This window comes from Desulfolithobacter sp., from assembly GCF_054025815.1.
The window spans coordinates 63,705-85,979 of sequence record NZ_JBPMMS010000012.1 but is presented as its reverse complement, the minus strand read 5'-3'; the positions used below and the strand labels follow the sequence as shown (position 1 = coordinate 85,979).

Here is a 22,275-nt window from a genome sequence, read left to right as displayed (position 1 = left end):
GCTGTTCACACGTGACAATTTTTCTCAACTTGACAAAATTTGTCACCTGGTGACAGGCAATGGTCACATCAAACAACATTCCAGCAGTAATTGGGAAATTTTATCACAAAACAAGGGCTTCCTTCTTGACACCGTCTGCCATGCTCTATATACTTCAGGGCTATTCTCCACCAGCGTCGCTGGTCCGGAAGTTCCCGCAGGCAACGCATCCCGCAGGTCCGACGCCCTGCCGGACAGGGTTTGGGCCTGTCGCAGCTTGAACGAAATACAGCCACGTGCTGCTTACTTTTACAACCATATACTTTCACGTCAAATCGAAGAAAGGATCACTCGATGAGCAAAATGACAGGTGCGCAGGCAATCGTTAAATGCCTGAAAGAGGAAGGGGTTGATCTCATGTTCGGTTTCCCGGGTGGTGCGGTCATCGATCTGTATGACGAACTGCTGGATTCCGACATCAAACACATCCTGGTCCGGCACGAACAGGGAGCCGTGCATGCGGCTGACGGGTATGCCAGGGCCACCGGCAAGGTCGGAGTGGCGCTGCTGACTTCCGGCCCCGGAGCCACCAACGGCGTGACCGCCATTGCCACGGCCTACATGGATTCCATTCCCATTGTCGTGCTCACCGGCCAGGTTCCGCGGGCCCTGATCGGCAACGATGCCTTCCAGGAAGTGGACATTGTCGGTATCACCCGGCCCTGCACCAAGCACAACTACCTGGTCAATGACCCCAGGGATCTGATCCCGACCATTCGTGAGGCCTTTTACCTGGCATCTTCCGGCCGGCCCGGCCCGGTCCTCATCGACCTGCCCAAGGATGTTGTGGCGAGCATGATCACCTATCCGGAGAAAAAACCGGTCAGGATGCAGACCTACCAGCCCAATGTCGATCCCCATCCCGGCCAGGTCGAAAAGGCATGCAGGGCCATGCTCACCGCAAAAAGGCCGATTCTCTATATTGGTGGCGGGGTCATCCTCTCCAATGCCAACAAGGAACTGACCGAGCTGGCCCAGAAACTGACCATTCCAGTCACCATGACCCTCATGGGTCTGGGCGGCTTCCCTGGAACCGATCCTTTGTCTCTTGGCATGCTCGGCATGCACGGCAGCTATGCCGCCAACATGTCGGTGGCGAAAAGCGACCTGCTGATCGCAGTGGGCGCCCGCTTTGACGACCGGGTTACCGGCCGGCTCGATGCCTTTGCCCCGCACGCAAAGATCATTCACATCGATATCGACCCCACCTCCATATCCAAGAATGTCGAAGTGGACATTCCCATTGTCGCCGACTGCAAACATGCCCTGCGGGCCATGAACTCCTGGTTCGACGACTACCCGGAGTTTGACGGCAAAACCATTGCCGAAAAACACCAGCCCTGGCTGGAGCAAATCGCCGAATGGAACAACAAGCATCCACTTTCCTACGTGGAGGAGGGTGATATCATCAAACCACAGTTTGTGGTCGAAAAACTCAACGAACTCACCGGCGGCGACGCCATCATCACTACTGAAGTCGGCCAGAACCAGATGTGGGCGGCCCAGTTCTACAAGTTCAACAACCCGCGGCACCTGCTGACTTCCGGCGGCCTCGGCACCATGGGCTACGGTCTGCCGGCAGCCATCGGCGCCAAGCTGGCAATACCTGACGCCACGGTCATCGATATTGCCGGTGACGGTTCTATCCAGATGAACATCCAGGAGCTGGCCACGGCCAAGCAGTGGGGAGCACCGGTTAAGGTTGCCATTCTCAACAACAACTACCTCGGCATGGTTCGCCAGTGGCAGGAACTGTTCTACAACCGCCGCTATTCCGCAACCCCCATGGAAGTAACCCCGGACTTCGTTGAACTGGCCAGGGCATACGGCGCTGTCGGACTGCGGGCCACGACCAAGGATGAAGTTGAACCTGTCATCAAGGAAGCCCTGGCAACGGACAATGTGGTTATCATGGATTTCCACATCAACCGCGAGGAAGGCGTTTTCCCCATGGTACCGGCAGGAAAGGCCACCACTGAGATGCTGCTGGTCTAACCCGGTCAGCGAACCGTAACGGCCCTTTTACGACTAAGCTTCAGCCTACTACAGGATAGATCCATGAAACATACACTCTCAGTACTGCTTCAGAACAAACCCGGCGCTCTTTCCCGGGTCACCGGTCTCTTCAGCGGCCGGGGTTTCAACATCGAAAGCCTCTGCGTGGCAGAGACCCTGGACCCCAAGGTATCCTGCCTGACCCTGGTCACCCGCGGAGACGAGGCAATCATCGAACAAATCTGCAAACAGCTGCACAAACTGATCGATGTCATCAAGGTTACCGACATCAGCGAAGGCGAGTATGTAGAGCGCGAGATGGTCCTTATCCGGGTTAAAGCCGAGGCAGCCACCCGGGCCGAGGTTTTGCGGATCATCGATATCTTCCGGGGCAAGGTCGTGGATGTCAGCCCCACCACTTACGCGGTGGAAGTCACCGGATCCGAATCCAAGATCAAGGCGGTCATAGATATCCTGCGTCCCATCGGCATCAAGGAAATCATCCGCACCGGTACCATTGCCATGGCACGAGCCCCGAAAAAATAATCCCGGGCTCCCTGCAGATCGAAGCAAAAAGGCATGGCCTACCGTGGCTGTGCCTTTTTCTTTGCATGAAACTGCAACCCATTATGGCCCGCCGGTCAATCAAGAGTCCTTCCAGAAGGGAGTAAGAATCCCCGACCATGACAAGCCCGGTCGCGAGCCAGGCAAGACGCCGCCAAATTCCCTCCCGGCCTGATCCTGAAACAGGATTCAGGTTGTACCCATGAAGCGACTTTGCTAATCTGTACCAATGAAGAAAACAGCCATACCTCTTGCCAAAGAAGGCGTACCATTTATCTGTTTCAGTGGATTCGCCACCCTGATACTCGCCCTGCTCGCCTTTGACACGGCGGCCCTCCTCGGCCTGCTCTGTACTGGCTTCGTTACCTTTTTTTTCCGGGATCCAAGCCGTATCATTCCGGAAGAACATAATGCCGTAGTTGCTCCTGCAGATGGAAAAATCATCCTCGTCGAAGAGACCGAAGACCCCCGCTTCGCCGAGGGAAAGATGGTCAAGATTTCTATTTTCATGGATGTCTTCAGTGTCCATGTCAACCGGATTCCATACGGGGGAGTGGTCGAGCGCATATCGCACCAGCCGGGAAAATTCTACTCGGCGGACAAAAACAAGGCAGCCCTGCATAACGAGTACTGCGCCCTGACAATCAGGACCGACACCGGACTTGAATATGTCGTCGTTCAGGTGGCCGGTCTCATTGCCCGGCGTATCGTCTGCTGGGCCGAAAGAGGGGACCGGGTCCAGCCGGGCCAGCGGTATGGCCTGATCCGGTTCGGCTCCAGGGTTGACATCTACCTGCCCCTGGAGACCCGCATCGAGGTAAGCAAAGGCCAGAAAGTACGGGCCGGAGAAACCAAACTTGGTATACTGTAGAAACAAACAGTGACAATCTGAACAAGGAAACAGAACCTGATCCACAACCTGACCGTAGCGGAGCCCATCATGGACACCCCCCAGACAAACAAGTTTTATCCACTGCCCTGCATGCTGACCTGCAGCAGCCTCTTTTCCGGTTTCTATTCAATAGTGGCCTCCATCAACGGCAACTTTTTTGCCGCAGCCATAGCTATCCTGGTAGCCGCCATTTTTGACGGTCTCGATGGTCGGGTAGCGCGAATGACCGGGTCCACTTCACGGTTCGGCATGGAACTGGATTCGCTCTGTGACCTGGTCTCCTTTGGTGTGGCCCCGGCATTGCTCGCCTATCTATGGGCCCTGCTGCCCTACGGCCGCTATGGCTGGCTGGCGGCCTTCCTCTATGTGGCCACCACCGCCCTGCGACTGGCCCGGTTCAACTCTACGGTCGAAGACAACTCTGCCAGCCATGATTTTGTCGGCCTGCCCTGCCCGGCTGCCGCTGGAATGATCGCAACGACAGTCATGTTTGCGCATTTTCTCGGCGCCACAGATACTGTCAAGCATCTTTCCCTGCTCCTGCTGGTCTACATCCTCTCCTACCTGATGGTCTCAACGCACCGCTACCTGAGCTTCAAACAACCCACCTACCGCAAGGGAAAGAGTTTCCAGATGGTGGTGGGGATGATCCTGTTCATCATCCTCCTGGCCACAGAGCCGCCCGTCACCCTCTTTGCCGTGGCCCTGATCTACGTCCTCTCCGGACCAGCATTGGCCTTGTACCAGTTTGCGACCCGGACCCAAAAAAGAGACCTGGAAGACTCAGAACCGTTGTAGGGAATTTTTGTTTCTCCCAGACAAGCAACTGTATCCCCCCATGCGCGTTACAGGTGGCACAGCCAGAGGCCGGAAACTGCACAGCCCTGCGGGAGGGAAGGATACCATCCGCCCCACCTCGGACCGGACCCGTGAAGCCCTGTTCAACATCCTTGGCAACCGCGTCAGCAGGACACTGATCCTTGATCTTTTTGCCGGTACCGGTGCCCTGGGCATAGAGGCACTGAGCCGGGGCGCCCGACATGCGGTGTTCGTTGACCGCTCCCGCCACGCCCTGGCCCTGGCCGATACCAACCTGAAACTATGTTTTGCCTCCCCCAGCGCTTCGCTGGTCCGCCTTGACCTCTCAAAAGAGAAATATTTCAGCAAGCTCCACCGGTCCCTGGCTGATTTTCCAGGCTTTGACCTGATCTTTCTCGATCCTCCCTATGAAAAAAACCTGGCACATCACTGTATGATGATGGTAGAAAAAACCGGTATTTTGTCTCCTGGAGGATTGCTCGTGGTCGAAGAGAGGCACAGTGTTGTGCTGCCCGAGGTCATAGTTGATCTCAAGCTCAGAACCAGCCGCCGATATGGAGATTCCGGAATCTGGATCTATGAATCGGCCACCCGGGCGTCCAACCGATAACCTCAAAAACACCATGAAATCATGACCGTGCCCCGCACCAGCGCACAGACAGTGGGTCAAAAACAGACGGTGGGTCAAGGACAAACTAAGTCCGTAGCCATCTATCCCGGCACTTTTGATCCCATAACCAATGGCCATGTGGACATTATCAAGCGGGCACTGCAGCTCTTTGACAAGATTATCATTGCCGTGGCCATCAACGCCCAGAAGACCCCGCTCTTTACCCTGGATGAACGCATCGACCTGATCAAGAAATGTTTCAGCCAGCAAAACGGCCGCATAGAGGTGGATGCCACCAGTGGCCTGACCGTGGACTATGCCATGGAACGCGGGGCTTGTGCCATTGTCCGGGGATTGCGGGCGGTATCCGATTTTGACTACGAGTTCCAGCTGGCGCTGATGAACCGGAAACTGCAGCGAAAAATCGAGACGGTTTTCCTGATGACCGGTTTCCGCTGGATCTACATCTCCTCGTCTATCATCAAGGATGCGGCCAAACATGGCGGCGATGTCAGCGGAGTGGTGCCGGCCCATGTCCAGGCCGCCCTGAAACAGAAATACAGCCAGCACTGATCATGGCCCCCCAGAAGGTCCGGCAGGGCCAAAACCGCAGAACATACCTCGGTCGCCTGCTCACCTGGGCCACCGCCATTGCCGCGGTACTCCTGTCCTGGCCGCTTTTCCGTTTCCTCGGCTTTTCCGTACCGCCAAAACCGCGCCATGTCACTGTCAAGGCCCCTCTGCCTGCCAGCGGTGTCCATATCGACCGTGACTTTCTCCTCTTTGGAGATAACAAAACCAAAGCCCATGCCGTATCACGGATCTGCACCCATCTTGGATGCCGGGTCAATTTTCTCGAAGACAGGCAGATCATAGAATGCCCTTGCCATCAGAGCCGATTTACCCGGGAAGGACGACGAATCGCCGGTCCGGCCAGGCTGGACCTGCCCTCCTACCCGGTGGAGATAAAGAAGGACAGCAAGGGAATGGTTACCAGCTATATCGTGACCCTATGAGGACCATCACACCGCCAGTCCTTCTCCGCCTCCTTGCCGGTCTGACCCGACCCGGTCTCTCCTGGCTGGTAGACCTTCCCTGGGGAAGCATGTCGCTGATCAGCCTCTACGTTTCAGTGCTCTCCGGCATTGTCCTTTCCCTCCAGTACGACGTTTCCGAACCCTTCTACTCCACTGCCACTCTGGAACTGATCATTCCCTTCGGGTCGTTCTGGCGGGCCCTGCATTATTTTTCCAGCCAGGCCTTTTTTCTCCTCCTTGCCTGTCACTTCGCCGCCATACTGGCAAACCACCGGGAAACCAGTTTCAATCGGTCAGACTGGGTACGACTCACCCTCTCCCTGCCGGTGGCCATTCTACTGCTGTTCACCGGTTACATCCTGCGTGGCGATGCCACGGGCATGGCTGCCGGGGCCATCGGCGAGCACATCGCCCTGGCCGTACCGGGACTCGGCCCCCTGATCAACAACCTGCTTTTCGCCCTGTCCACCGGTGGTTTCAAGAGGGTCTACGCCAACCACCTGATCGGCCTGATGGTACTTGGCGGCTGGTGTGTCTGGCCCCACTTGCGCCGCTACAGGGCCCGCTGGCGCGACCATGCCGGCCTGACTCTCATCCTGCTGGCCATGTCCACCCTTCTCGCCGCCCCCATGGAGCCGGAACGGTTCGGCATGCTGCATATCGCCGGCCCCTGGTTCTTCCTTGGCCTCCAGGAAATCCTGCGTTATATTCCACCTTTCTGGGCCGGGGTGGTTGTTCCGTCCTCGCTGGTAGTTCTCCTGCTCTGTATTCCCCTGCAGGAGAGAGATAAAAACAAAAACAAAAATAAAAAAAGCCTCTACCTCCGAGGTATCCTGCTCTGGCTGGCAGTCTATGCAGTGCTGACAGTGCGGTGTTATCTGTGGGTCAAAGGCTGATGACCCGGTTCAGGCTGAGCTTCAATGGCAATCAGATAGAAGAAAAAAAGCGGAAACGGGCTCAGAGACACGCAAGTATCTGGTCCAGGTCCGAAATCACGATGTCAGCTTGTACTCCGCGCACCCGTGGATCGTTCTCCCGCAACCGGAGAGATCGGCGATCGCCGGCAAAAAGCCCGGTTCGCCAACCGACCTGCCGGGCCGGCCAGATATCCTTAAGCATGTCATTGCCAATGTAGAGCACCTCTGACGGAGCAATCCCCAACCGGTCCAGCCGGGTGGACAGGCGGGTAAAGAGGTTCACCGAGGGCTTGGCTTCACCCTCCTGATACGACCACAGGCAGAGATCAGGGCTGAAACCACACCGCTCAGGGGACGCTTGGAGAAGGTATTCAAAAAGCTCCCGGGTATAAAACTGGGCGTTGGAGAGAATTCCAAGGGTAACGCCCCGCTCCCTGAGCTCCTCAAGGACTGAGGCCAGACCGGGCATGGGCCAGATGGGATTGACACGGCACTCGTAGGAAAGCGCCAGCAGGCGCACCTGTTCCTCCCGAATACCGAAAATTTTCAGGCTCTCAAGGACCCAGAACCAGACAGCAACGATGTCCACCTCGGGATACAACCTGCCCATTTCCCCGGCTCTGAGATGGATCTGTTCAATACGCTGGTGAAGAAGAGAGATTCCCTCTCCGGCCACATCTGCTGCATCCAGAGACGGAATACCGGCATCTCTTCCGGCCCGCATGAGGGAAAGGACATTATCGGTGGCCGCGTCCACCCCCACGTCTCCGGCGGCCGACACAAACAGGGTTCCGTACAGATCAAAGACCAGAGCACGCACAGAGAGCGACTGCAGCCGAACCGGGTATCCGGTGGGAACCGGTTCCAGGGGCCGGAGTATGGATGCCATCAACTGTTGCAACCTGGGTTCCACCTGTCTGTCTCCCTAATCCACCCGCAGCAGGGTCAACCTCTCCGGCGCCAGAAAACGGTTCAGCAGAATTTCACCATCCAGCTGATCCAGCTCGGTGGCCGTGGTTCCGGCCAGGGCCTGGTACACCTGCATGAGCCTGGTTCCATAACCTTCCAGGCTGTACCTGACGCCAAGAATCTCCCGGTTGTGAGCGATGTCTTCCAGGCAGGATGCCGGATCAGGGAAAAAGGCAGGCTCAAGATGAGTTGCCTCCCGCGGATCGGCCACCACTCGGCGCAGGACAATCTCCTGCATCTCCTCGTCCAACCGCCCGAAATCAACCCGGTCGTTCTGGATCCAGACCTCGAGCAGCCGCTCGAGGCTGTCCGAAGCCGGCCGGCGACCATAGGCCTCCAGGCTCCGCTCAAGACCAGCCCGGGCCCGGTCACGGATCCTGCCCCGGCCAAGCCATTCCACCGGCACCCCGAGCCGGTGATACAGCAGCGGTAAGCGGACCCCCTCATCCCGGAACTCATCGGTTATTTCCGGCAGGTCCCGGCCGCAGACCGGCCGCCCGGCTAACCACGGCTCCAGGAAGGCGAGCCCGAACCCTTCGGCCACACTGGTGGTCACAAGAGCACTGGCCTTGCTGAGCAATCCTTCAAAACTCTGTCCCGGACGACGGGAGAGCTCAAACTCCACCGGCAGCCCCAACTCGGCCGCCAGCCGCTTCCAGGCCTCGTACCGGGGCCTTTCCCGCGGATTCTCCGGCCCCATGGTGGTGGCAAACCGGTGGTTGGGACCTGCCACCGCAGCCCAGAGAAGAAATTCACCCAGGTTCTTGCGCCGGATGGCCCGGGTGGGATAGAGCCAGAGGTGCTCTTCCCGCCACTGGTCGTCTGTCCCTGGATCCTTGAGCTCCCGGACACCAGGTAACGAATCCGGGAGCCGAACAGGATTTGGCAGCCGCCACAGACAGGCCTCATAGGCCCCTGCTTCCTGGAGAAAAGTACAATCCCGCCGGTTGAGCACCCCGTAATGGACATGGGCACCGCGGGGATAGAGCAGTCGGGACATGGCCGCCGGATCATGACCGGCCAGTTTATCCAGCATCAGGTGATAGTTGGCCGGCCGGCCATCCTCGGCAAAATCATGAATGTGGAGCAGGAGGTGGTGCCCCTTTTCGGCCAGTCCATGCAGGGCCACGGGCAGGGCCAGATTTTTGCCCAGGGAGTGGTTATGGACATGCCAGAGATCCGGCATCCCGCCCAGGGCATCGGTGGCGGCATCCACCATCTGCTGCTCTAGCCGGGCCGGCGACACCGGGTCCCGCACCCCTTCATAGAGCAGGCCCGGAAGGACCCGGACCGGGACCGGCAGAGGGCTGGGCGGGGTCTTGCCGGTCAGAACCACCAGGGAGACCCTGTATTTGTCTGTCTTTGACACACTGGCAAGACAGCGCACAGTGTGCTCGATGATCCGGCTCACGCCGCCGGGCTGCAGATGATAATGGACTATGGCAATACGCATCGGAGTATCAAGGCTCTGTCATAAGGATCATGAACTGGTCTCCTGCCTGGGGCCGGTGTGGTGCTGGCCGGGAAAAAAGCAGAAAAATCCTCATGCCGTTCTCTACAAGTAGAGCGTCCCTGCCGGTATCGGCCAGGGGCTCCGGGAAAACCCGGCCTTCAATGGATATCGAATTTTTCCCGGTAGGCAGGAATCTCGATCATGGGCGGCCGTTCCTCTTCATAGATCTCATGTATCACCTGTTCGTAGCGATCGCCCTGGACCTGGAACTGACGAAGATTGGCAGTCAGTTCCGGCAGGTCACCGACAATACCGCGCTCCCTGAGTCGCTTCAAAAAGGTCCGGAGAATACCAAAGGCCATCTTGCCGAGATCCCGGGTCGGCTGGTGCCGGTGGACCCGCTGGTCGAGATCGGTCTGGGCGAAGGCTTCCAGACCCCACTCCTGGTACACGTCAATGAGATGGGAGGTCTCCACCCCGTAACCCACCGGGAAGGGAATACGCTCCAGAATCTCGCGGCGGACGGCATATTCACCGGAAAGGGGCTGGATAATCGCGGTCAACTCGGGGAAGAAGAGGGAAAAAAGAGGCCGGACCAGGATCTCTGTGACCCGGCCGCCACCTGAGGGCCGTATTTCCCGGGAAAGGGCCAGCGGCCGGTCGTAAAACGCCTTCACATACTTGATCTCGGGCCGGTAGATGAGCGGTGCCACTAACCCGTAGGCGAACCGGGGATGGATATTCTTGATGTCCGCATCCACATAGACAATGATATCACCCTTGAGCTGAAAGATCGCCTTCCACAGGTTTTCGCCCTTGCCCCTCTTGAAGCCCATCTCCGTCAGGATATCGGCCGACAGGTAGACATCGGCGCCGAAATCAGCCGCCACTTCCCTGGTCCGATCGGTGGAGCCCGAATCGATCACCGCAATCTCGTCGAGGAGCGGATAGCGATCCTGGAGCTCGGATTTGAACAGAACCACCTCCTTGCCGATGGTCTTCTCCTCGTTCAGGGCCGGGATACAGAGCGATATGGTCAGGCCCTGTTTCTCCTTTTCCCTGATAAGCCGCAGCAGGTCCCAGAACTGGCCGTGATGAAAGGTGTTGGTCTCAATCCAGTTGCCTATGTTAAACACAGCACCCTCCGTCAATGGCGAGCAGGATGCCGATCAACTGCGCCACCCCGGTCATGATCGGCTCGATCTCCACAAATTCATCCTCATAGTTGACGTTATCGGCGTTGCTGATCCCCACACCCAGAGCCGGCAGTTCATGCTCCACGTATCCGGACATGATGGAGGAATAGATGGAATATCGGGGCTCTATCCCGAGGACCGCCATGATCCTGCGGGTCTGGATAACCAGGGAATGGCTGGAACTGATCCCGCCGGACCTGGTCCTGGCGATCACCTCCAGGTGGGCCGAAACACCGGCCTGCAGGGCCATCTCGTCAAGAATACGATTAATCAGGCCTGTGATCTCCCGGACGACCTCGTCCGAGTCGGAACGGAGCTGAAACTTGAGCCGGGCATTACGGGCCGGTACCTTATAGGAGGCACCTCCGCTGACAGACCCGAGGATGAGCGCGGTATTGCTCTCCCGCGGCATGTCGATCTCGCGCAGCCTTGTTATAATTTGGCTCAACACATCGATAGCACTGCGCTGACTCACCTTGCGGTCCACATGACAGCTTATGGTTCCGCCAAGCGAGGCCATGGAACGAAAATGGAGCCGGCCCAGGGAGGCCCCCTCCACCGCTATACCAGCCTTGAGCCGCAGATCAGTATTGGCAAGAAAAAACCGCAGACCCGACTGGTTTCCCATGTCCAGGCTGCGGGTGGCCCCCATCAGCACAATATCGTACGAAAATCGCAATCCCAGTCCCTCGAGGATAGTGGGCAGGGTGGCAAGCACTGCCAAGCCGAGGATATCATCGGCCACCCCGGGACCACGAATTTTGCCGGCACTGACCGTATAGGTGTGATCGATGGTGGCCGGAAAAGGGGTATCGGTATGGGCCGAAACCAGGATGGCCTTATCCCCTTCGGTTCCAGGAAGAATGGCCAGACCGTTGCCGGCCTCATCGGTCGAACAGTTCTGGAGACCGCATTCGGTGAAACGCTGGACCAGAAAATGGACCCGCTCCTCTTCACCAAAGGTGGGCCCCGGGATCTCGCCGATCATGACCACGTTGGCCAGCAGCATTTCCCTGTACGGTTCCAGCTCCTGGGGCAGCTTGCGCACCTGGTCGAGTATCCTTTCAATAGCAAGGGACGTCATGGCATCATTGGCTGTTTTCTCCATTGCGCTGTTACCTCAGGCCACGCTCCGGCCATAGTCGTCTTCAAGTCGTTCAATATCGTCTTCACCAAAATAATCACCCAGCTGGACCTCGATAAAGACCAGGTCATCCTGGTCATCGTTTTGCACCCGGTGCACAGCTCCCCGGGCAATATCAACCGATTCCCCAGGCCCCAGAACCAGGAATCGGTCACCCAGGGTCACTCCGGCCCGGCCGCAAACCACCAGCCAGTGTTCCCGGCGATGACGATGCCGCTGCAGGGAAAGTCTTTGCCCAGGCGCAACGACGATCCGTTTCACCTTGTGATCCTCTTCGTCAGCCAACACAGTGAACCTTCCCCAGGGCCTGTGCTCCGTAATCTGAGCAGTGTATCGCCGACAGACGTACTTCTGTGTGGTAATGTCACCCATGGTTCCCTCCATCTGACCATTCAGTTTCGGGGCTGACTGTACCTTTCACCTGAACCCGTGAGCATCCGACCCGCTATCGGACGCTCACGGGTTCAAGTTTCAGATAAGCCAGCAACACTGGTATGGTTTAAGCTTCACAGTGTCGTGGAATTCCTTACCGGAAATGAGATCATGCAGTGTGGAGCGGCCGGCGAACGGACCAAGCTTTTCCATGGAAACCTCCTGGACGGCCGGACTCACATTGTGCAGGCAGACGATCATCCGATCATGGGAAGGAATCCGGACAATACCAAACAGGGAATCCACCAGGTCGAGCACTTCCTGCTCCGCGTCCGGATGAAAGGCGGCCTGCCTGCGGCGCAGACGAAGAAGTTCGATGTAACGGCGGAACACTCTGGCGGTCACGGTCTCAGGGTCTCCCAGCAGCTCACGCAGTTCCTCTTCCTGCCACCGTCGCCGGTTGATGGCCCGGTTCTGTCCTGTGGTCCTGACCCCCTCCAGATCATTGGCGGTGGCGGTCAGGCTATGGAAATAAATCGCCGGGATACCCCGCAGACCAAGCATGATGATCTGCGAACAGAGAAAGCGGTGAACATGGAGCTCTTCGTCATCCGGATTCTTCGGATCCCTGAGAGCATCGAAATAGGTGATATTAAGTTCATAGGGCTGTTCGACCCCGTCCTCGCCCCGGCGGCAGGAAACCAGACCACCGCAGGCCCGGACAGTCGCCACCAGGTGCTCGATCTCCTCGGAGCGCAGCAGCCCCTCCAGAGGCCGCACCCCGATGCCGTCATGGGAGGCGGTAAAATTCAGAAAGACACACCCCTCGGGCGGTGGCTCCAGCTGCGCGGCCCACTGCCGGATGTGGCGGGCCGACCCGGTATGGAGGGTATGCAGCAGCAGGGGCGGCAGGCTGAACTGGTAGACAAGGTGGGCCTCGTCACCCTGGCCAAAATAACTGATGTTCTGTTCATGGGGAAGATTGGTTTCCGTCAGAAGCAGGACCCCGGGAGTCACATTGTCCACCACATCCCGCAACAATTTGACCAATTCATGGGTCTGGGGCAGGTTGATACAGGGCGTACCGATCTCCTTCCAGAGATAGGCAATGGCATCCAGCCGGATAATGGCCGCTCCCCTGGCCACGTAACCGAGCAGGATATCGAGCATTTCCAGCAGCACATCGGGATTCTTATAGTTGAGATCCACCTGGTCGGAACTGAACGTGGTCCACACCCAGCGCTTGCCGCCAATGGTCTCCACCGGAGTCAGCAGCGGAGTGGTCCGGGGCCGGACCACCATGGACAGGTCGGTATCCGGATCCACTTCGATGAAATAATCCCTCGCCGGCGCGACCCCGCCCACATAATCCTCGAACCAGTGGGAGCGGCTGGAGACATGGTTGAGAACCAGGTCCACCATCAGGCGGAAATCCCTGGAGATATTGGTGATATCATTCCAGGTTCCCAACTCCCGGTTGACCCGGCGATAATCGATGACCGAGAATCCATCATCAGAGCTGTAAGGAAAAAAAGGCAGGATATGAATACCGGAGACCACGTAATAGAGATGCTTTTTCAAAAAGCGATGCAGGGCGACCAGAGGCTTCTTTTCCGGATGAAGCAGCATGTCACCATAGGTGATCAACAGCACACTGGTCTGGTCCCAGCAGGGCCGGTCTTTCCTGCAGCGCTCCTCCAGGTAGTTGTAGCGGCTGGCCATAAGCGCGACCCGTTCCAGCAACCGATCGGTGTTATGCTCCGGATAGAGCATCTCCAGCCGTGGCCTCAGGCGCTCCTTGAAGGTGTTGATAAGTCTCCACATAGGTTACGCTTCCCTGGCAGGCATCTTTTTCCGGTCAGATACCATACTTGATATTATTGAGCAGTGTCTGCAGACAGTACCGTAGAATCGGGTAGCTGTAGTATCTCTTTCCCTGTTCGTAGTTGTAATCGACGATCTGCTGTCGGTATAACCGATCCTCAAGCAGGCGACGGGCATTCTCCACGATCCGTTTATTGACAAACCCTTCCATGACCGGCACCTGAAACCCCTTGGGCTCGATATCACGGACCCAGACCGGATACCGGTTGACGATAATGGGCACCTTGAAATAGAAAGCCTCCAGCAGGGCATTGCCAAACCCCTCGTAGATACTGGGATACATAACAAGATCAGCATGGGGATACAGGTCATGGAGCACGTAAATCTTCTTTCCTTCGCCGTTTATGTGGCGCCGGTCGCCCACCCGGTCGCCAAACAGGATCAAATCCACCCCCTCCATGCGGGCCAGCTCAATAATCTGCTCTGGATAATCCGATCCTTCATCCCCGGCGGCATGGGAAATGACCAGCTTGCAGCGGGAATCGTTCAAGCGCTGGACAAGGGTAATGGAGTGCTCAATACCCTTCCTGGGTACGATTCGTGTCGGCTGCAGAATAACCCGATCATCTGGACCAAGGCCCATTTCAGCCCGAATGTCCGCCCCATAGTCATCCTTGTAATCCAGAGGTTCATGGAAGTTGAACACATTGGGAACCAGCATGGATGATATCCCTTTACGCAGGGCCAGCTCTTCCCGGGCAGCCTGGTTGATCACCACGTGCTGAAGATTGACATCCCGCGGTGGGAAGGCCATATCCAGAAAATCCGGAACATTGTTGACCTGGAACCGGCTCCGCTCCCAGTAAAAATCATGGTGGTGAGCAATGGCCTGCATCTCGGTCTCGGCCAGAAACTCGGCCAGGGCCACCCCCAGGGGCAGGTGCATGGGAATGGTGAGGGCGTTCTGAATGATCAGGATGGAGATATCGAACTGGTCGACAAAATCGTACAGGGTTCCCTTGAGATACTCCGCCAGGTCGCGGATACGGCGGGTAACCCGGGGAGAACGCCTGGTCTGCCCCCAGATACGTCGATTGATCCACTCGTTCTCAGGATGTCCGAAATAGGCCTCGGGCACACACATGGATACATCCCTTCCACGGTCAAGAACTCCTGCGTACCAGAAGCTGAGGTGTTTGTCCTGCCAGAGCACTTCGGCCCATTTGGCCGACTCCAGAGACACTCCGTCGGTACCTGCAAACCGGGTAGAGATAAAACCTATACGTTCGGACATGGACTCCTGTGGCAAGTATTTGAGAAGAATGAGCAGGCGATCCCTGGCCAATGCGGACAAGGAGACGAACCGGCTGCCAGGGGATAAACCGGCATGGCTGCCAACCAGACAAGTGACCCGGGAGAAGCCCCGTCTTTCATCACTGTCCGACCGCAACAGACCATGAAGAATCCCTGAAGGAAGCGTCAATCGACAGTGAAGAAATCAGCGACAGACCGGAGACATTCAGGTAAATTATAGGTCTGACTCGGTTTATGTCAAGGCCGGAGCCGGGAAGAGTTTCTTTTCCTCCCGCTCACTGCGCGTCCTGCACAAAGGTCCCGGCTGAAGAGATCCCCTTCCGGTAGCGCTCGATGAGCTGGGCCACCACGGCGACCCCGATCTCCTCCGGAGTGACCGCGCCGATGGCCAGGCCCACCGGGCAAACCACCCTCTCAAGATCGTCCCTGGCTGCACCTTCACGACACAGAATGGAAAAAAAATTTTCCCGCTTGCGACGCGAACCGAGCAGCCCGATAAACTCGGCCGGTGTCCGCAGGGCCTGGCGCAGGACCTCGAGATCCATGCTGTGACTGCGGGTACAGATAAGAAGATATGTCTTGGAGGTCACATTGATGTCGACGAAAAAATGTTCCACGCTGCGCTGGAGAAACCTGGCGCCGACGCCCTCCCGACTGCCGCTCATTTCCTCCCGGTCATCGACCAGGGTTACCTGGAATCCAGCCAGAATGGCCATCCCTGCGACTGCCCGGCCCACGTGACCCGCACCGAATATGATCAGGTTCTTGCCAGACAGTATCGGCTCCAGAAAGACCACTGCCCGACCGCCGCACCGGTCTTCTTCACCTGACTGAGGACTGATGGTGACAAGCCGTGGCTCGCCGCTTTCCAGCACTTCGGCCCCACAACGGACAACCTCCGCCTCAATCGCCCCGCCCCCAAGACTGCCAACGGTTCCACCGCTGTTCAGAATCAGCATCTTGGCACCCACCGGCCGTGATCCGGACCCGCTCCGTTCCACCAGGGTGGCCAGGACCCCGGCCTCACCCCGTTCCTGCAGGTCCAGTATTTGCTCACAGATATCTTTCATGATCACCTGGCGGGTCTACATGCGTCCATGGCGGATAATGGAAAGCAGGAGCCAGAATCCCATGATCCCGGCCATGAGAAAACCTATCAGGCCAATAAGCGGAATTCCGTTCCACTTGGGCGGAATATCGGAAAGCACTACCAGGGAGGAACCGATGATCTGCGAAGCCAGGACAATGGCAAAAGCGATCCGGTTGGACACCCGGTCAAGAACCGCCTGCAGCGGCTGTAGCCCCCGGTGCTCGAACTCCATCTTCATCCGTCCGTGACGCATCTGGCTGACGATTGAGCGTAGCTCTTCGGGCAGCTCCCGGATCAGATGGAGGTATTCCGAACCGGTCTCTCCGACCTCCTCGGCAATCCGGCCCGGCTTCAACCTGTCCATCTGGATGCGGCGCATGAAGGGCCTGGCCAGGGTGATCAACTCCAGCTCCGGATCGAGCATAAGCCCCACCCCTTCGACAGTGGACAACGCCTTCATCATGAGATAGAGATTGGGTTTGAGGTAGAGTTCGTGCCTTGCCACCAGGTCGAGAAGGTCCTGGAGCATTTTTCCCGCTTGCAACTCGCCCAGGGGCAGATAGAGATAACGGTCGATCAGGTCACCAAGATCGCGGGCCAGAGCATTCCGGTTGATCTCCCGATGATGAATGGTCAGCCGCAACACTCCCTCGGTAACCTTGCGCTCATTACCGGCCACGATACTTAAAACCAGGTTGGTGAAATCCTCTTTGTCTGTGCGGCTCAAGCGTCCCATCTGGCCGAAATCGATAAAACAGATCACGTTACCCGGCAGGACGAAGATATTGCCCGGATGGGGATCGGCATGAAAAAAGCCGTGGACAAAGACCTGTTCCATGACCAGAATGGAGCCCCTCCGGGCGATCAGCTTCAGGTCATATCCCTTTTCACGCAGCAGATCCAGCTCCGAGGCCTTGATCCCATCGACGTATTCCATGGCCAGGATCCGTTCGGTGGAGAGCTGCTTGTAGACAGCGGGCACATGTATATTGGGGTTACCCTCGAACTGGCGGGCGAAACGTTGAATGGATGACAGTTCAATGGTGAAGTCTATCTCCTGAGACAGACTGCGGGCAAATTCCTCGACGATCACCGAGGGCCTGTGGCCCTGCACCTCTTCGAGATACTGCTCCATGAGCTGGGCGATGTGGGCCAGGATCTCCAGGTCCACGGCAATGACATTCTCGATACCCGGCCGCTGAACCTTGACCACCAGTTCCTCCCCGGCCAGGGTCCGGGCCCGGTGCACCTGACCGATGGATGCGGCGGCCATGGGCTCGGCGTCAAAGTATTCAAAGATTTCTTCCGGTTCCCGGCCCATTTCCTCCTGGAAAATCTGGGCAACCTCCTCGTAGGAAAAGGGCGGCACCCGATCCTGGAGCCTGGCCAGTTCGGTGAGATAATCAGGCGGAACAAAATCGGGACGGGTGGAGAGCAGCTGACCGAATTTGATAAACGTCGGCCCCAGCTCTTCAAGGGCCATGCGCAGCCGCTCGGGACGGGAGTGTTTTTCTATCTGCTCCCGGGGTTTGCGGTTGATCATCTGCAGTCCTGTCTCCAGGTACTGGTCTATGTGCAACCGCTCGACAAGATCATCAAAGCCATACTTGAACAGAACCCGCAATATCCGCTGATATCGGTTCAGATGGCGGTATGTCCGCCCAATGGCTCCTAATTTTCTGATACTGAACATGCGGGATTAAGCCCTGGATCCCTGGCTCTGTCAACAATATCTTCCAGAGCCCGGAGCCGAAAAAAGTTGAGAGCTGCTGAAACCTGAGCCGAGCGTTTCATTGCTGCTCCAAAACGCAGGTTTCAATATCTTTTTCATTACCGGCGAAACTCAGTACCGGCACGAAAAAGGTAAGATGCAGATTTGACAACCACTCGATCCAGTGATCACTCTTCGGCCCTGGTGTTGATGGCCACCTGCAACTCTTCGATCTTGCGGCGCAGTTCCTGGATATCCTCGGCTGTGGCCAGGTTCATCTTCTTGATCTGGTCGGCCACCATCTGGTTCAGCTTGAGCTCAAACTGGTCCTTGAGGGTTTCTGATTTCTTCACCCATTCATCGACCAGCTCCTTACCTTCATCCTGGGTCAATTTGCCCTTGTCGACCAGTTCATTTTTCAATTCCTCGATCTTTTCCTTGGTAAGGAATACGGCACCTGCACCCATAAACAGCATATTTTTTAACAACTCCTTCATTTTGCCACCTCCCTTGTTCAAGTCGATCCATTGACATTTTCCGTTACCCGATATCTGCGTCATAGCAGACAACAGCAGACTCCGAAACGTAAAGCACCGCCATTCGAGCCGCTCGGAACCGGGTTGGGCCCAGAGTTGACACCTGCCCTTGAGCACGCCCCGGCAGCGCAGGCATGTGCAAACCCGTTTTCCTGGAACCACCCCCCTGTCTCCTGCCTTCTCCCTGTAAGGAGCCCGCTGCCCGGTCATCACTGTTCACCGCTTGTCGATATCGCGATGAAACACTTCCACACAAAACTCCGGACCATCCAGGGCACGGCCCAGAAACTCGGCCACGGCCACGGAACGGTGCCGCCCTCCGGTACAGCCAATCGCCAGCCGAATCGTCTCCCGCCTTGCCAGGTGGTGATGACTGAGCGTAAACTGCACCAGGGGCTCGACCAGACGGAGAAACTCCTGGCCGGCCTCGTTGTCCAGGACATATTGGGCAACTTCCTGCTCAAGCCCGCTGTACTCCTTCAGGGCAGGCACCCAGTAGGGATTGGGCAGAAACCGTACATCCCAGACCAGGTCAGCTTCCGGGCGACCATGTTTGAACCCGAAAGAGAACAGAATAACCCGCAATCGTCCGGTTCCATCCTTGCTCATAACCATAACCACATTATATAGTAATCACTGGGTTTCAAAAATGCTGATTTTTTTTTCATCACACTTTCAAGATGGCCCGACCTGCAGGTATGGTTCCCCTGCCGGCATAAAAAAAGGGAGTCACACCAGTGCGTGTACTCCCCCTCAATCCATCCCGCATGCCTGTGCAGTTATCAGGAGGTGGAGCAGACCATACGAATCGAGTCCGCCTTTTCGGAAATGCCCCGTTTGAGGACCTCGTGGTTATAGGCGGCAATCACATCTCTGCGTTTGAGCATACCAAGCACCCAGGGGTCCTCCCTGGACTCCACCACCGGAATCTCCTCGATGCCCTTGAGATCGAACAGCTGCATGGCCTCGTAGAGATTATCATCCGGAGTCAGAGAAATGACATCACGACTGCAGATGGCTCCCACCAGGTAACAGACACGCTGCTCTTCATCGTGAAGGATATTTTTCACGTCCTGCATGGAGACCACGCCTACCATCCGACCCCGTTCATTGACCACTGGAAAGTAGAAGCTGTCCTTGGCCATCCTGAAGAGCTCGAGCAGGTGGTTTATATTCGCCCTTTCACTTATAAAATCAACATCCTCTGTGATTGCCTTACCCACCTTGATCGATTTCATGATCGCCACCTCGCGGCCCTCGTGGATATTGATCCCCTCGCGGGTGAAGTCCACTGTATCGATGGAATCATGGTAGAATTTTGTCGCGGTAACCGTACCGAGAATGGATGTCAGCATGACCGGAACAATAATCATGTAATTGCCGGTCATCTCGAAAAGAAGAAAAATGGCCGTCATGGGGGCGTGGGTGGAGGCGGCGAGAAAGGCCCCGATACCGATGGTCGCATAGGCCCCTGAGGTGGCGGTGTACTGGGGCAGGAACTGATGCATGATACCGCCAAAGGCACCGCCCAGCATGGCGCCGATGAACAGGGAGGGCGCGAACACACCGCCGGCCCCACCGGAACCAAGAGTAATGGCGGTGGCAATGGACTTGAGAAACACCAGCGCTATCATAACCCAGATAACGCCATGCCCGGCCAGAGCCTTTTCGATCTCCTCGTAACCGTCACCCATGACCTGGGGAAAACCGATGCCGATGATCCCTACCAGAACCGCACCCATTATCGGCTTGAGCTGGGGATGGAGCGGCAGGTCCCGAAACCAGTCGCGAACCAGGTAAAAAAAGCGGATGTGGAGCACGGCCAGCATGCCGACGATAAGACCCATGATGGTATAGAGGGGCATCTCGACAAATGGATTGACCATGCTGTAATCAGGTATGGGAAAGGCCGGCACTTCACCGTAATAAGCCCGGGAGACCACGGTGGACATGGCCGAAGCAATAACCAGGGCGGCGAAGGATGAAATTTCGTAGGTCCCGAGCAGGACGATCTCGGCGGCAAAAAATATGCCGGCAATGGGGGCGTTGAATATACCGGCGATCCCTCCGGCACAGCCGGCGGCGATATAAACCTTCATCCGGGAACCGGAAACCCGGGTCTGCTGGCCGACCTGTGAACCGAGCGCTCCGCCGATGGTGGCGATGGGTCCTTCGACTCCGGCCGAATTGCCGGTGCCTATGGTCAGGGCGGTGGAGACGATTTTGATAAAGATGGTTCGCGCCTTGATGACACCGTTTTCCAGGTTGACCCGGCGCAGAAAGTTCGTGAAGCTGTAACCGTTGACTTCGCCGGGAAAAAGGAGGGAAAGCGGAATCAACAGCACAGCCCCGGTCACCGGCAGCAGGGGCAACAGATAACGGCGCCAGCCCCCCTCTCCTATCCTGAGCAGTTCATAACCCTGGACAAAGATCAACTCATGCACCAGATCAACCGCAGTGCGAAAAACAATAATCGCAAGTCCCGCCATGAGCCCGATGCAGGCCGCGGTAATGATAAGCCGGGTATTTTCACCCGGGAGAAAGATTTTCAGCTTGGCAAACATGTTCGCTCCGGTATGCGACAGCCAATGGCCTGAGCCTGACGCAGAAAAAATTCATCTGTCATCCCGGCGAGATAATCCCTGACAACAGCGGGTGCTGGATGTTCATGCAAATAGGCCTCAGACATGGTCTGCAAAAAATCACGGCCGCTACCGCCTCCTGTGAAATCCATTTCGAGCTGGCGCAGACAGTGGGCGAAAAGACGTTCGTAACAGATGTGTATCTTTTCAAAATCAGGTTTAAAAGAAGGATTTCTGTAAATTCTTTCGTAATTGAACTTTTTCAGTTCAAGCAGCAACTCGGCAGTCTCCTCGCCAAGACCAATCCAGTCCTCATCCGACCCGCGGCAGGCAGAACGCTCGCGGACGTGATGACTGTGCACGAGCAGATCGGTGACCAGGTTGTAGACAATGGAGCCGTTACTGCTGCCCAGACGACGGGAACAGCGCCTGGGGAGATCGTCGCGGCGGATCAGGCCCAGCTCGATTGCGTCCTCTATATCGCGCCCAACATAGGCAATGGTGTCACAGAGCCGGACCACACAGCCCTCGAGTGTCATGGGCCGCAGGGCCAGACGTGGATTGTGCCCCTTGTCCAGAATTTCCCGGTCCAGTCCGGCAAAATCCTTGTCCCGACAGGGGGCAAGCCGTGGATTGTGCACTTCCCCGTCATGACAGAGGATTCCGTCGAGCACCTGGAGGGTCAGGTTCCAGCCGGCACCCTTACGCTCGAAGTGCTCAAGAAACTGGACCGACTGGATGTTGTGCTGAAACCCCTCCAGTCCGTGAGCCCGGCAGATTTTGTCCAGAATACGCTCCCCCTCGTGGCCAAAAGGAGGATGACCGATGTCATGCCCCAGGGCGATGGCCTCGATCAGATCCTCGTTCAGGCCGAGAAAACGCCCCACCGTCCGCCCGATCCGCGAGACCATCTGCACATGCAGAACCCGGTGGGTAATATGATCGTTTTCCACAAGAGAAAAGACCTGGGTCTTGTCGATGTAGCGGGAATAGGCCCGTGAATGCAGTATTCGGTCAGCATCGCGGGCAAACTCCTGGCGATAATCAAGACGGGTATCGGGATGTCGCCGCAGTGCCTCACAGCTTCTGCATGCAAGGGGTGAGAGATGCTCTTCCTCTGTCCTGTATAATGCGTCCTGAATCCGTTGCAGGATCAATTCATCCGACCTGTGCATCTTCGTCAACCGGCCTGTCCACTCTTGTTAAAAAAA

The 22,275-nt window shown here is 57.0% G+C and carries 22 protein-coding genes; 9 read left to right on the top strand and 13 right to left on the bottom strand.

The genetic code is table 11. From position 1 onward, the window contains the following. The 9 genes from ACXJJY_RS02865 to ACXJJY_RS02825 all read left to right on the top strand — a co-directional run. On the top strand, positions 1-337 hold a 337-nt coding region (locus ACXJJY_RS02865; protein ID WP_456385202.1), incomplete at its 5' end, for a hypothetical protein. Then, positions 334-2,034, top strand: coding sequence for a biosynthetic-type acetolactate synthase large subunit (ilvB, locus tag ACXJJY_RS02860; protein ID WP_456385201.1), 1,701 nt, complete (start codon positions 334-336; stop codon positions 2,032-2,034). The genes ACXJJY_RS02865 and ilvB, both read left to right, overlap by 4 nt. 63 nt (positions 2,035-2,097) lie before the next feature. Then, positions 2,098-2,580, top strand: coding sequence for an acetolactate synthase small subunit (ilvN, locus tag ACXJJY_RS02855; protein WP_456385200.1), 483 nt, complete (start codon positions 2,098-2,100; stop codon positions 2,578-2,580). A 247-nt stretch (positions 2,581-2,827) separates the two neighbouring features. Continuing rightward, on the top strand, positions 2,828-3,469 hold the full coding sequence (locus tag ACXJJY_RS02850; protein ID WP_456385199.1) for a phosphatidylserine decarboxylase family protein: 642 nt from the start codon (positions 2,828-2,830) through the stop codon (positions 3,467-3,469). Positions 3,470-3,538: 69 nt separating this feature from the next. After that, positions 3,539-4,288, top strand: coding sequence for a CDP-diacylglycerol--serine O-phosphatidyltransferase (pssA, locus tag ACXJJY_RS02845; RefSeq protein WP_456385198.1), 750 nt, complete (start codon positions 3,539-3,541; stop codon positions 4,286-4,288). Positions 4,289-4,328: 40 nt separating this feature from the next. Further along, positions 4,329-4,919 carry a 16S rRNA (guanine(966)-N(2))-methyltransferase RsmD gene (gene rsmD / locus ACXJJY_RS02840; protein WP_456385197.1) on the top strand — a complete coding sequence of 197 codons (591 nt, stop codon included), beginning with the start codon at positions 4,329-4,331 and terminating at the stop codon, positions 4,917-4,919. Positions 4,920-4,988: 69 nt separating this feature from the next. After that, positions 4,989-5,492 (top strand): pantetheine-phosphate adenylyltransferase, encoded by a 504-nt coding sequence (gene coaD, locus ACXJJY_RS02835; protein WP_456385196.1) that lies wholly within the window; start codon positions 4,989-4,991, stop codon positions 5,490-5,492. Between the two features lie 2 nt (positions 5,493-5,494). Beyond that, positions 5,495-5,935 (top strand): QcrA and Rieske domain-containing protein, encoded by a 441-nt coding sequence (locus ACXJJY_RS02830; protein ID WP_456385195.1) that lies wholly within the window; start codon positions 5,495-5,497, stop codon positions 5,933-5,935. Continuing rightward, complete coding sequence (locus ACXJJY_RS02825) at positions 5,932-6,852, top strand: cytochrome b N-terminal domain-containing protein (RefSeq protein WP_456385194.1); 921 nt, start codon at positions 5,932-5,934, stop codon at positions 6,850-6,852. Before ACXJJY_RS02830 ends, ACXJJY_RS02825 begins: the two co-directional genes overlap by 4 nt. A 61-nt stretch (positions 6,853-6,913) precedes the next feature. Here the strand turns inward: ACXJJY_RS02825 and ACXJJY_RS02820 are convergent, their stop codons facing one another. The 13 genes from ACXJJY_RS02820 to ACXJJY_RS02760 form a co-directional block, all read right to left on the bottom strand. After that, a complete protein-coding gene (locus tag ACXJJY_RS02820) occupies positions 6,914-7,762 on the bottom strand; it encodes an HAD family hydrolase (RefSeq protein ID WP_456385193.1) in 849 nt (282 codons plus the stop codon). A 36-nt stretch (positions 7,763-7,798) separates the two neighbouring features. Continuing rightward, positions 7,799-9,295 (bottom strand): glycosyltransferase family protein, encoded by a 1,497-nt coding sequence (locus tag ACXJJY_RS02815; RefSeq protein ID WP_456385192.1) that lies wholly within the window; start codon positions 9,293-9,295, stop codon positions 7,799-7,801. Positions 9,296-9,453: 158 nt separating this feature from the next. Next, positions 9,454-10,431: a glucosyl-3-phosphoglycerate synthase gene (locus ACXJJY_RS02810; protein WP_456385191.1), complete on the bottom strand. Its 978-nt coding sequence runs from the start codon at positions 10,429-10,431 to the stop codon at positions 9,454-9,456. After that, entirely contained in the window at positions 10,424-11,599 is a 1,176-nt protein-coding gene (locus ACXJJY_RS02805; RefSeq protein ID WP_456385190.1) for a peptidase dimerization domain-containing protein, read from the bottom strand. Before ACXJJY_RS02805 ends, ACXJJY_RS02810 begins: the two co-directional genes overlap by 8 nt. Positions 11,600-11,611: 12 nt before the next feature. Next, complete coding sequence (locus ACXJJY_RS02800) at positions 11,612-12,007, bottom strand: phosphomannose isomerase type II C-terminal cupin domain (RefSeq protein ID WP_456385189.1); 396 nt, start codon at positions 12,005-12,007, stop codon at positions 11,612-11,614. A 99-nt stretch (positions 12,008-12,106) separates the two neighbouring features. Beyond that, the gene (locus tag ACXJJY_RS02795) at positions 12,107-13,831 is read right to left on the bottom strand and encodes a sugar phosphorylase (RefSeq protein ID WP_456385188.1); all 1,725 of its coding nucleotides are present in this window, start codon (positions 13,829-13,831) and stop codon (positions 12,107-12,109) included. A gap of 34 nt (positions 13,832-13,865) precedes the next feature. Continuing rightward, positions 13,866-15,125: a glycosyltransferase gene (locus ACXJJY_RS02790; RefSeq protein ID WP_456385187.1), complete on the bottom strand. Its 1,260-nt coding sequence runs from the start codon at positions 15,123-15,125 to the stop codon at positions 13,866-13,868. 295 nt (positions 15,126-15,420) lie between these two features. Beyond that, on the bottom strand, positions 15,421-16,215 hold the full coding sequence (locus ACXJJY_RS02785) for an XdhC family protein (protein WP_456385186.1): 795 nt from the start codon (positions 16,213-16,215) through the stop codon (positions 15,421-15,423). Positions 16,216-16,230: 15 nt separating this feature from the next. After that, the gene (locus tag ACXJJY_RS02780) at positions 16,231-17,928 is read right to left on the bottom strand and encodes an ABC1 kinase family protein (RefSeq protein ID WP_456385185.1); all 1,698 of its coding nucleotides are present in this window, start codon (positions 17,926-17,928) and stop codon (positions 16,231-16,233) included. 206 nt (positions 17,929-18,134) lie between these two features. Next, positions 18,135-18,443, bottom strand: a complete 309-nt coding sequence (locus tag ACXJJY_RS02775; protein ID WP_456385184.1) for a phasin family protein — start codon at positions 18,441-18,443, stop codon at positions 18,135-18,137. A 255-nt stretch (positions 18,444-18,698) separates the two neighbouring features. Further along, positions 18,699-19,091, bottom strand: coding sequence for a RapZ C-terminal domain-containing protein (locus ACXJJY_RS02770; protein WP_456385183.1), 393 nt, complete (start codon positions 19,089-19,091; stop codon positions 18,699-18,701). Positions 19,092-19,264: 173 nt separating this feature from the next. Continuing rightward, on the bottom strand, positions 19,265-21,046 hold the full coding sequence (locus tag ACXJJY_RS02765; RefSeq protein WP_456385182.1) for a chloride channel protein: 1,782 nt from the start codon (positions 21,044-21,046) through the stop codon (positions 19,265-19,267). Continuing rightward, a complete protein-coding gene (locus tag ACXJJY_RS02760; RefSeq protein WP_456385181.1) occupies positions 21,031-22,239 on the bottom strand; it encodes a deoxyguanosinetriphosphate triphosphohydrolase family protein in 1,209 nt (402 codons plus the stop codon). Before ACXJJY_RS02760 ends, ACXJJY_RS02765 begins: the two co-directional genes overlap by 16 nt. Between the last annotated feature and the right edge of the window lie 36 nt (positions 22,240-22,275).

Bases quoted from the DNA above. Each gene is read 5' to 3' on its own strand.
- ACXJJY_RS02785 (WP_456385186.1), bottom strand. From the start codon at position 16,215: ATGAAAGATATCTGTGAGCAAATACTGGACCTGCAGGAACGGGGTGAG.
- ACXJJY_RS02825 (WP_456385194.1), top strand. From the start codon at position 5,932: ATGAGGACCATCACACCGCCAGTCCTTCTCCGCCTCCTTGCCGGTCTG.
- ACXJJY_RS02830 (WP_456385195.1), top strand. From the start codon at position 5,495: ATGGCCCCCCAGAAGGTCCGGCAGGGCCAAAACCGCAGAACATACCTC.
- pssA (WP_456385198.1), top strand. From the start codon at position 3,539: ATGGACACCCCCCAGACAAACAAGTTTTATCCACTGCCCTGCATGCTG.
- ACXJJY_RS02805 (WP_456385190.1), bottom strand. From the start codon at position 11,599: ATGGAGAAAACAGCCAATGATGCCATGACGTCCCTTGCTATTGAAAGG.
- ACXJJY_RS02820 (WP_456385193.1), bottom strand. From the start codon at position 7,762: ATGGCATCCATACTCCGGCCCCTGGAACCGGTTCCCACCGGATACCCG.
- ilvN (WP_456385200.1), top strand. From the start codon at position 2,098: ATGAAACATACACTCTCAGTACTGCTTCAGAACAAACCCGGCGCTCTT.
- ilvB (WP_456385201.1), top strand. From the start codon at position 334: ATGAGCAAAATGACAGGTGCGCAGGCAATCGTTAAATGCCTGAAAGAG.
- ACXJJY_RS02770 (WP_456385183.1), bottom strand. From the start codon at position 19,091: ATGAGCAAGGATGGAACCGGACGATTGCGGGTTATTCTGTTCTCTTTC.
- ACXJJY_RS02760 (WP_456385181.1), bottom strand. From the start codon at position 22,239: ATGCACAGGTCGGATGAATTGATCCTGCAACGGATTCAGGACGCATTA.
- ACXJJY_RS02790 (WP_456385187.1), bottom strand. From the start codon at position 15,125: ATGTCCGAACGTATAGGTTTTATCTCTACCCGGTTTGCAGGTACCGAC.
- rsmD (WP_456385197.1), top strand. From the start codon at position 4,329: ATGCGCGTTACAGGTGGCACAGCCAGAGGCCGGAAACTGCACAGCCCT.
- ACXJJY_RS02775 (WP_456385184.1), bottom strand. From the start codon at position 18,443: ATGAAGGAGTTGTTAAAAAATATGCTGTTTATGGGTGCAGGTGCCGTA.
- ACXJJY_RS02780 (WP_456385185.1), bottom strand. From the start codon at position 17,928: ATGTTCAGTATCAGAAAATTAGGAGCCATTGGGCGGACATACCGCCAT.
- ACXJJY_RS02795 (WP_456385188.1), bottom strand. From the start codon at position 13,831: ATGTGGAGACTTATCAACACCTTCAAGGAGCGCCTGAGGCCACGGCTG.
- ACXJJY_RS02850 (WP_456385199.1), top strand. From the start codon at position 2,828: ATGAAGAAAACAGCCATACCTCTTGCCAAAGAAGGCGTACCATTTATC.
- ACXJJY_RS02815 (WP_456385192.1), bottom strand. From the start codon at position 9,295: ATGCGTATTGCCATAGTCCATTATCATCTGCAGCCCGGCGGCGTGAGC.
- ACXJJY_RS02800 (WP_456385189.1), bottom strand. From the start codon at position 12,007: ATGGGTGACATTACCACACAGAAGTACGTCTGTCGGCGATACACTGCT.
- ACXJJY_RS02765 (WP_456385182.1), bottom strand. From the start codon at position 21,046: ATGTTTGCCAAGCTGAAAATCTTTCTCCCGGGTGAAAATACCCGGCTT.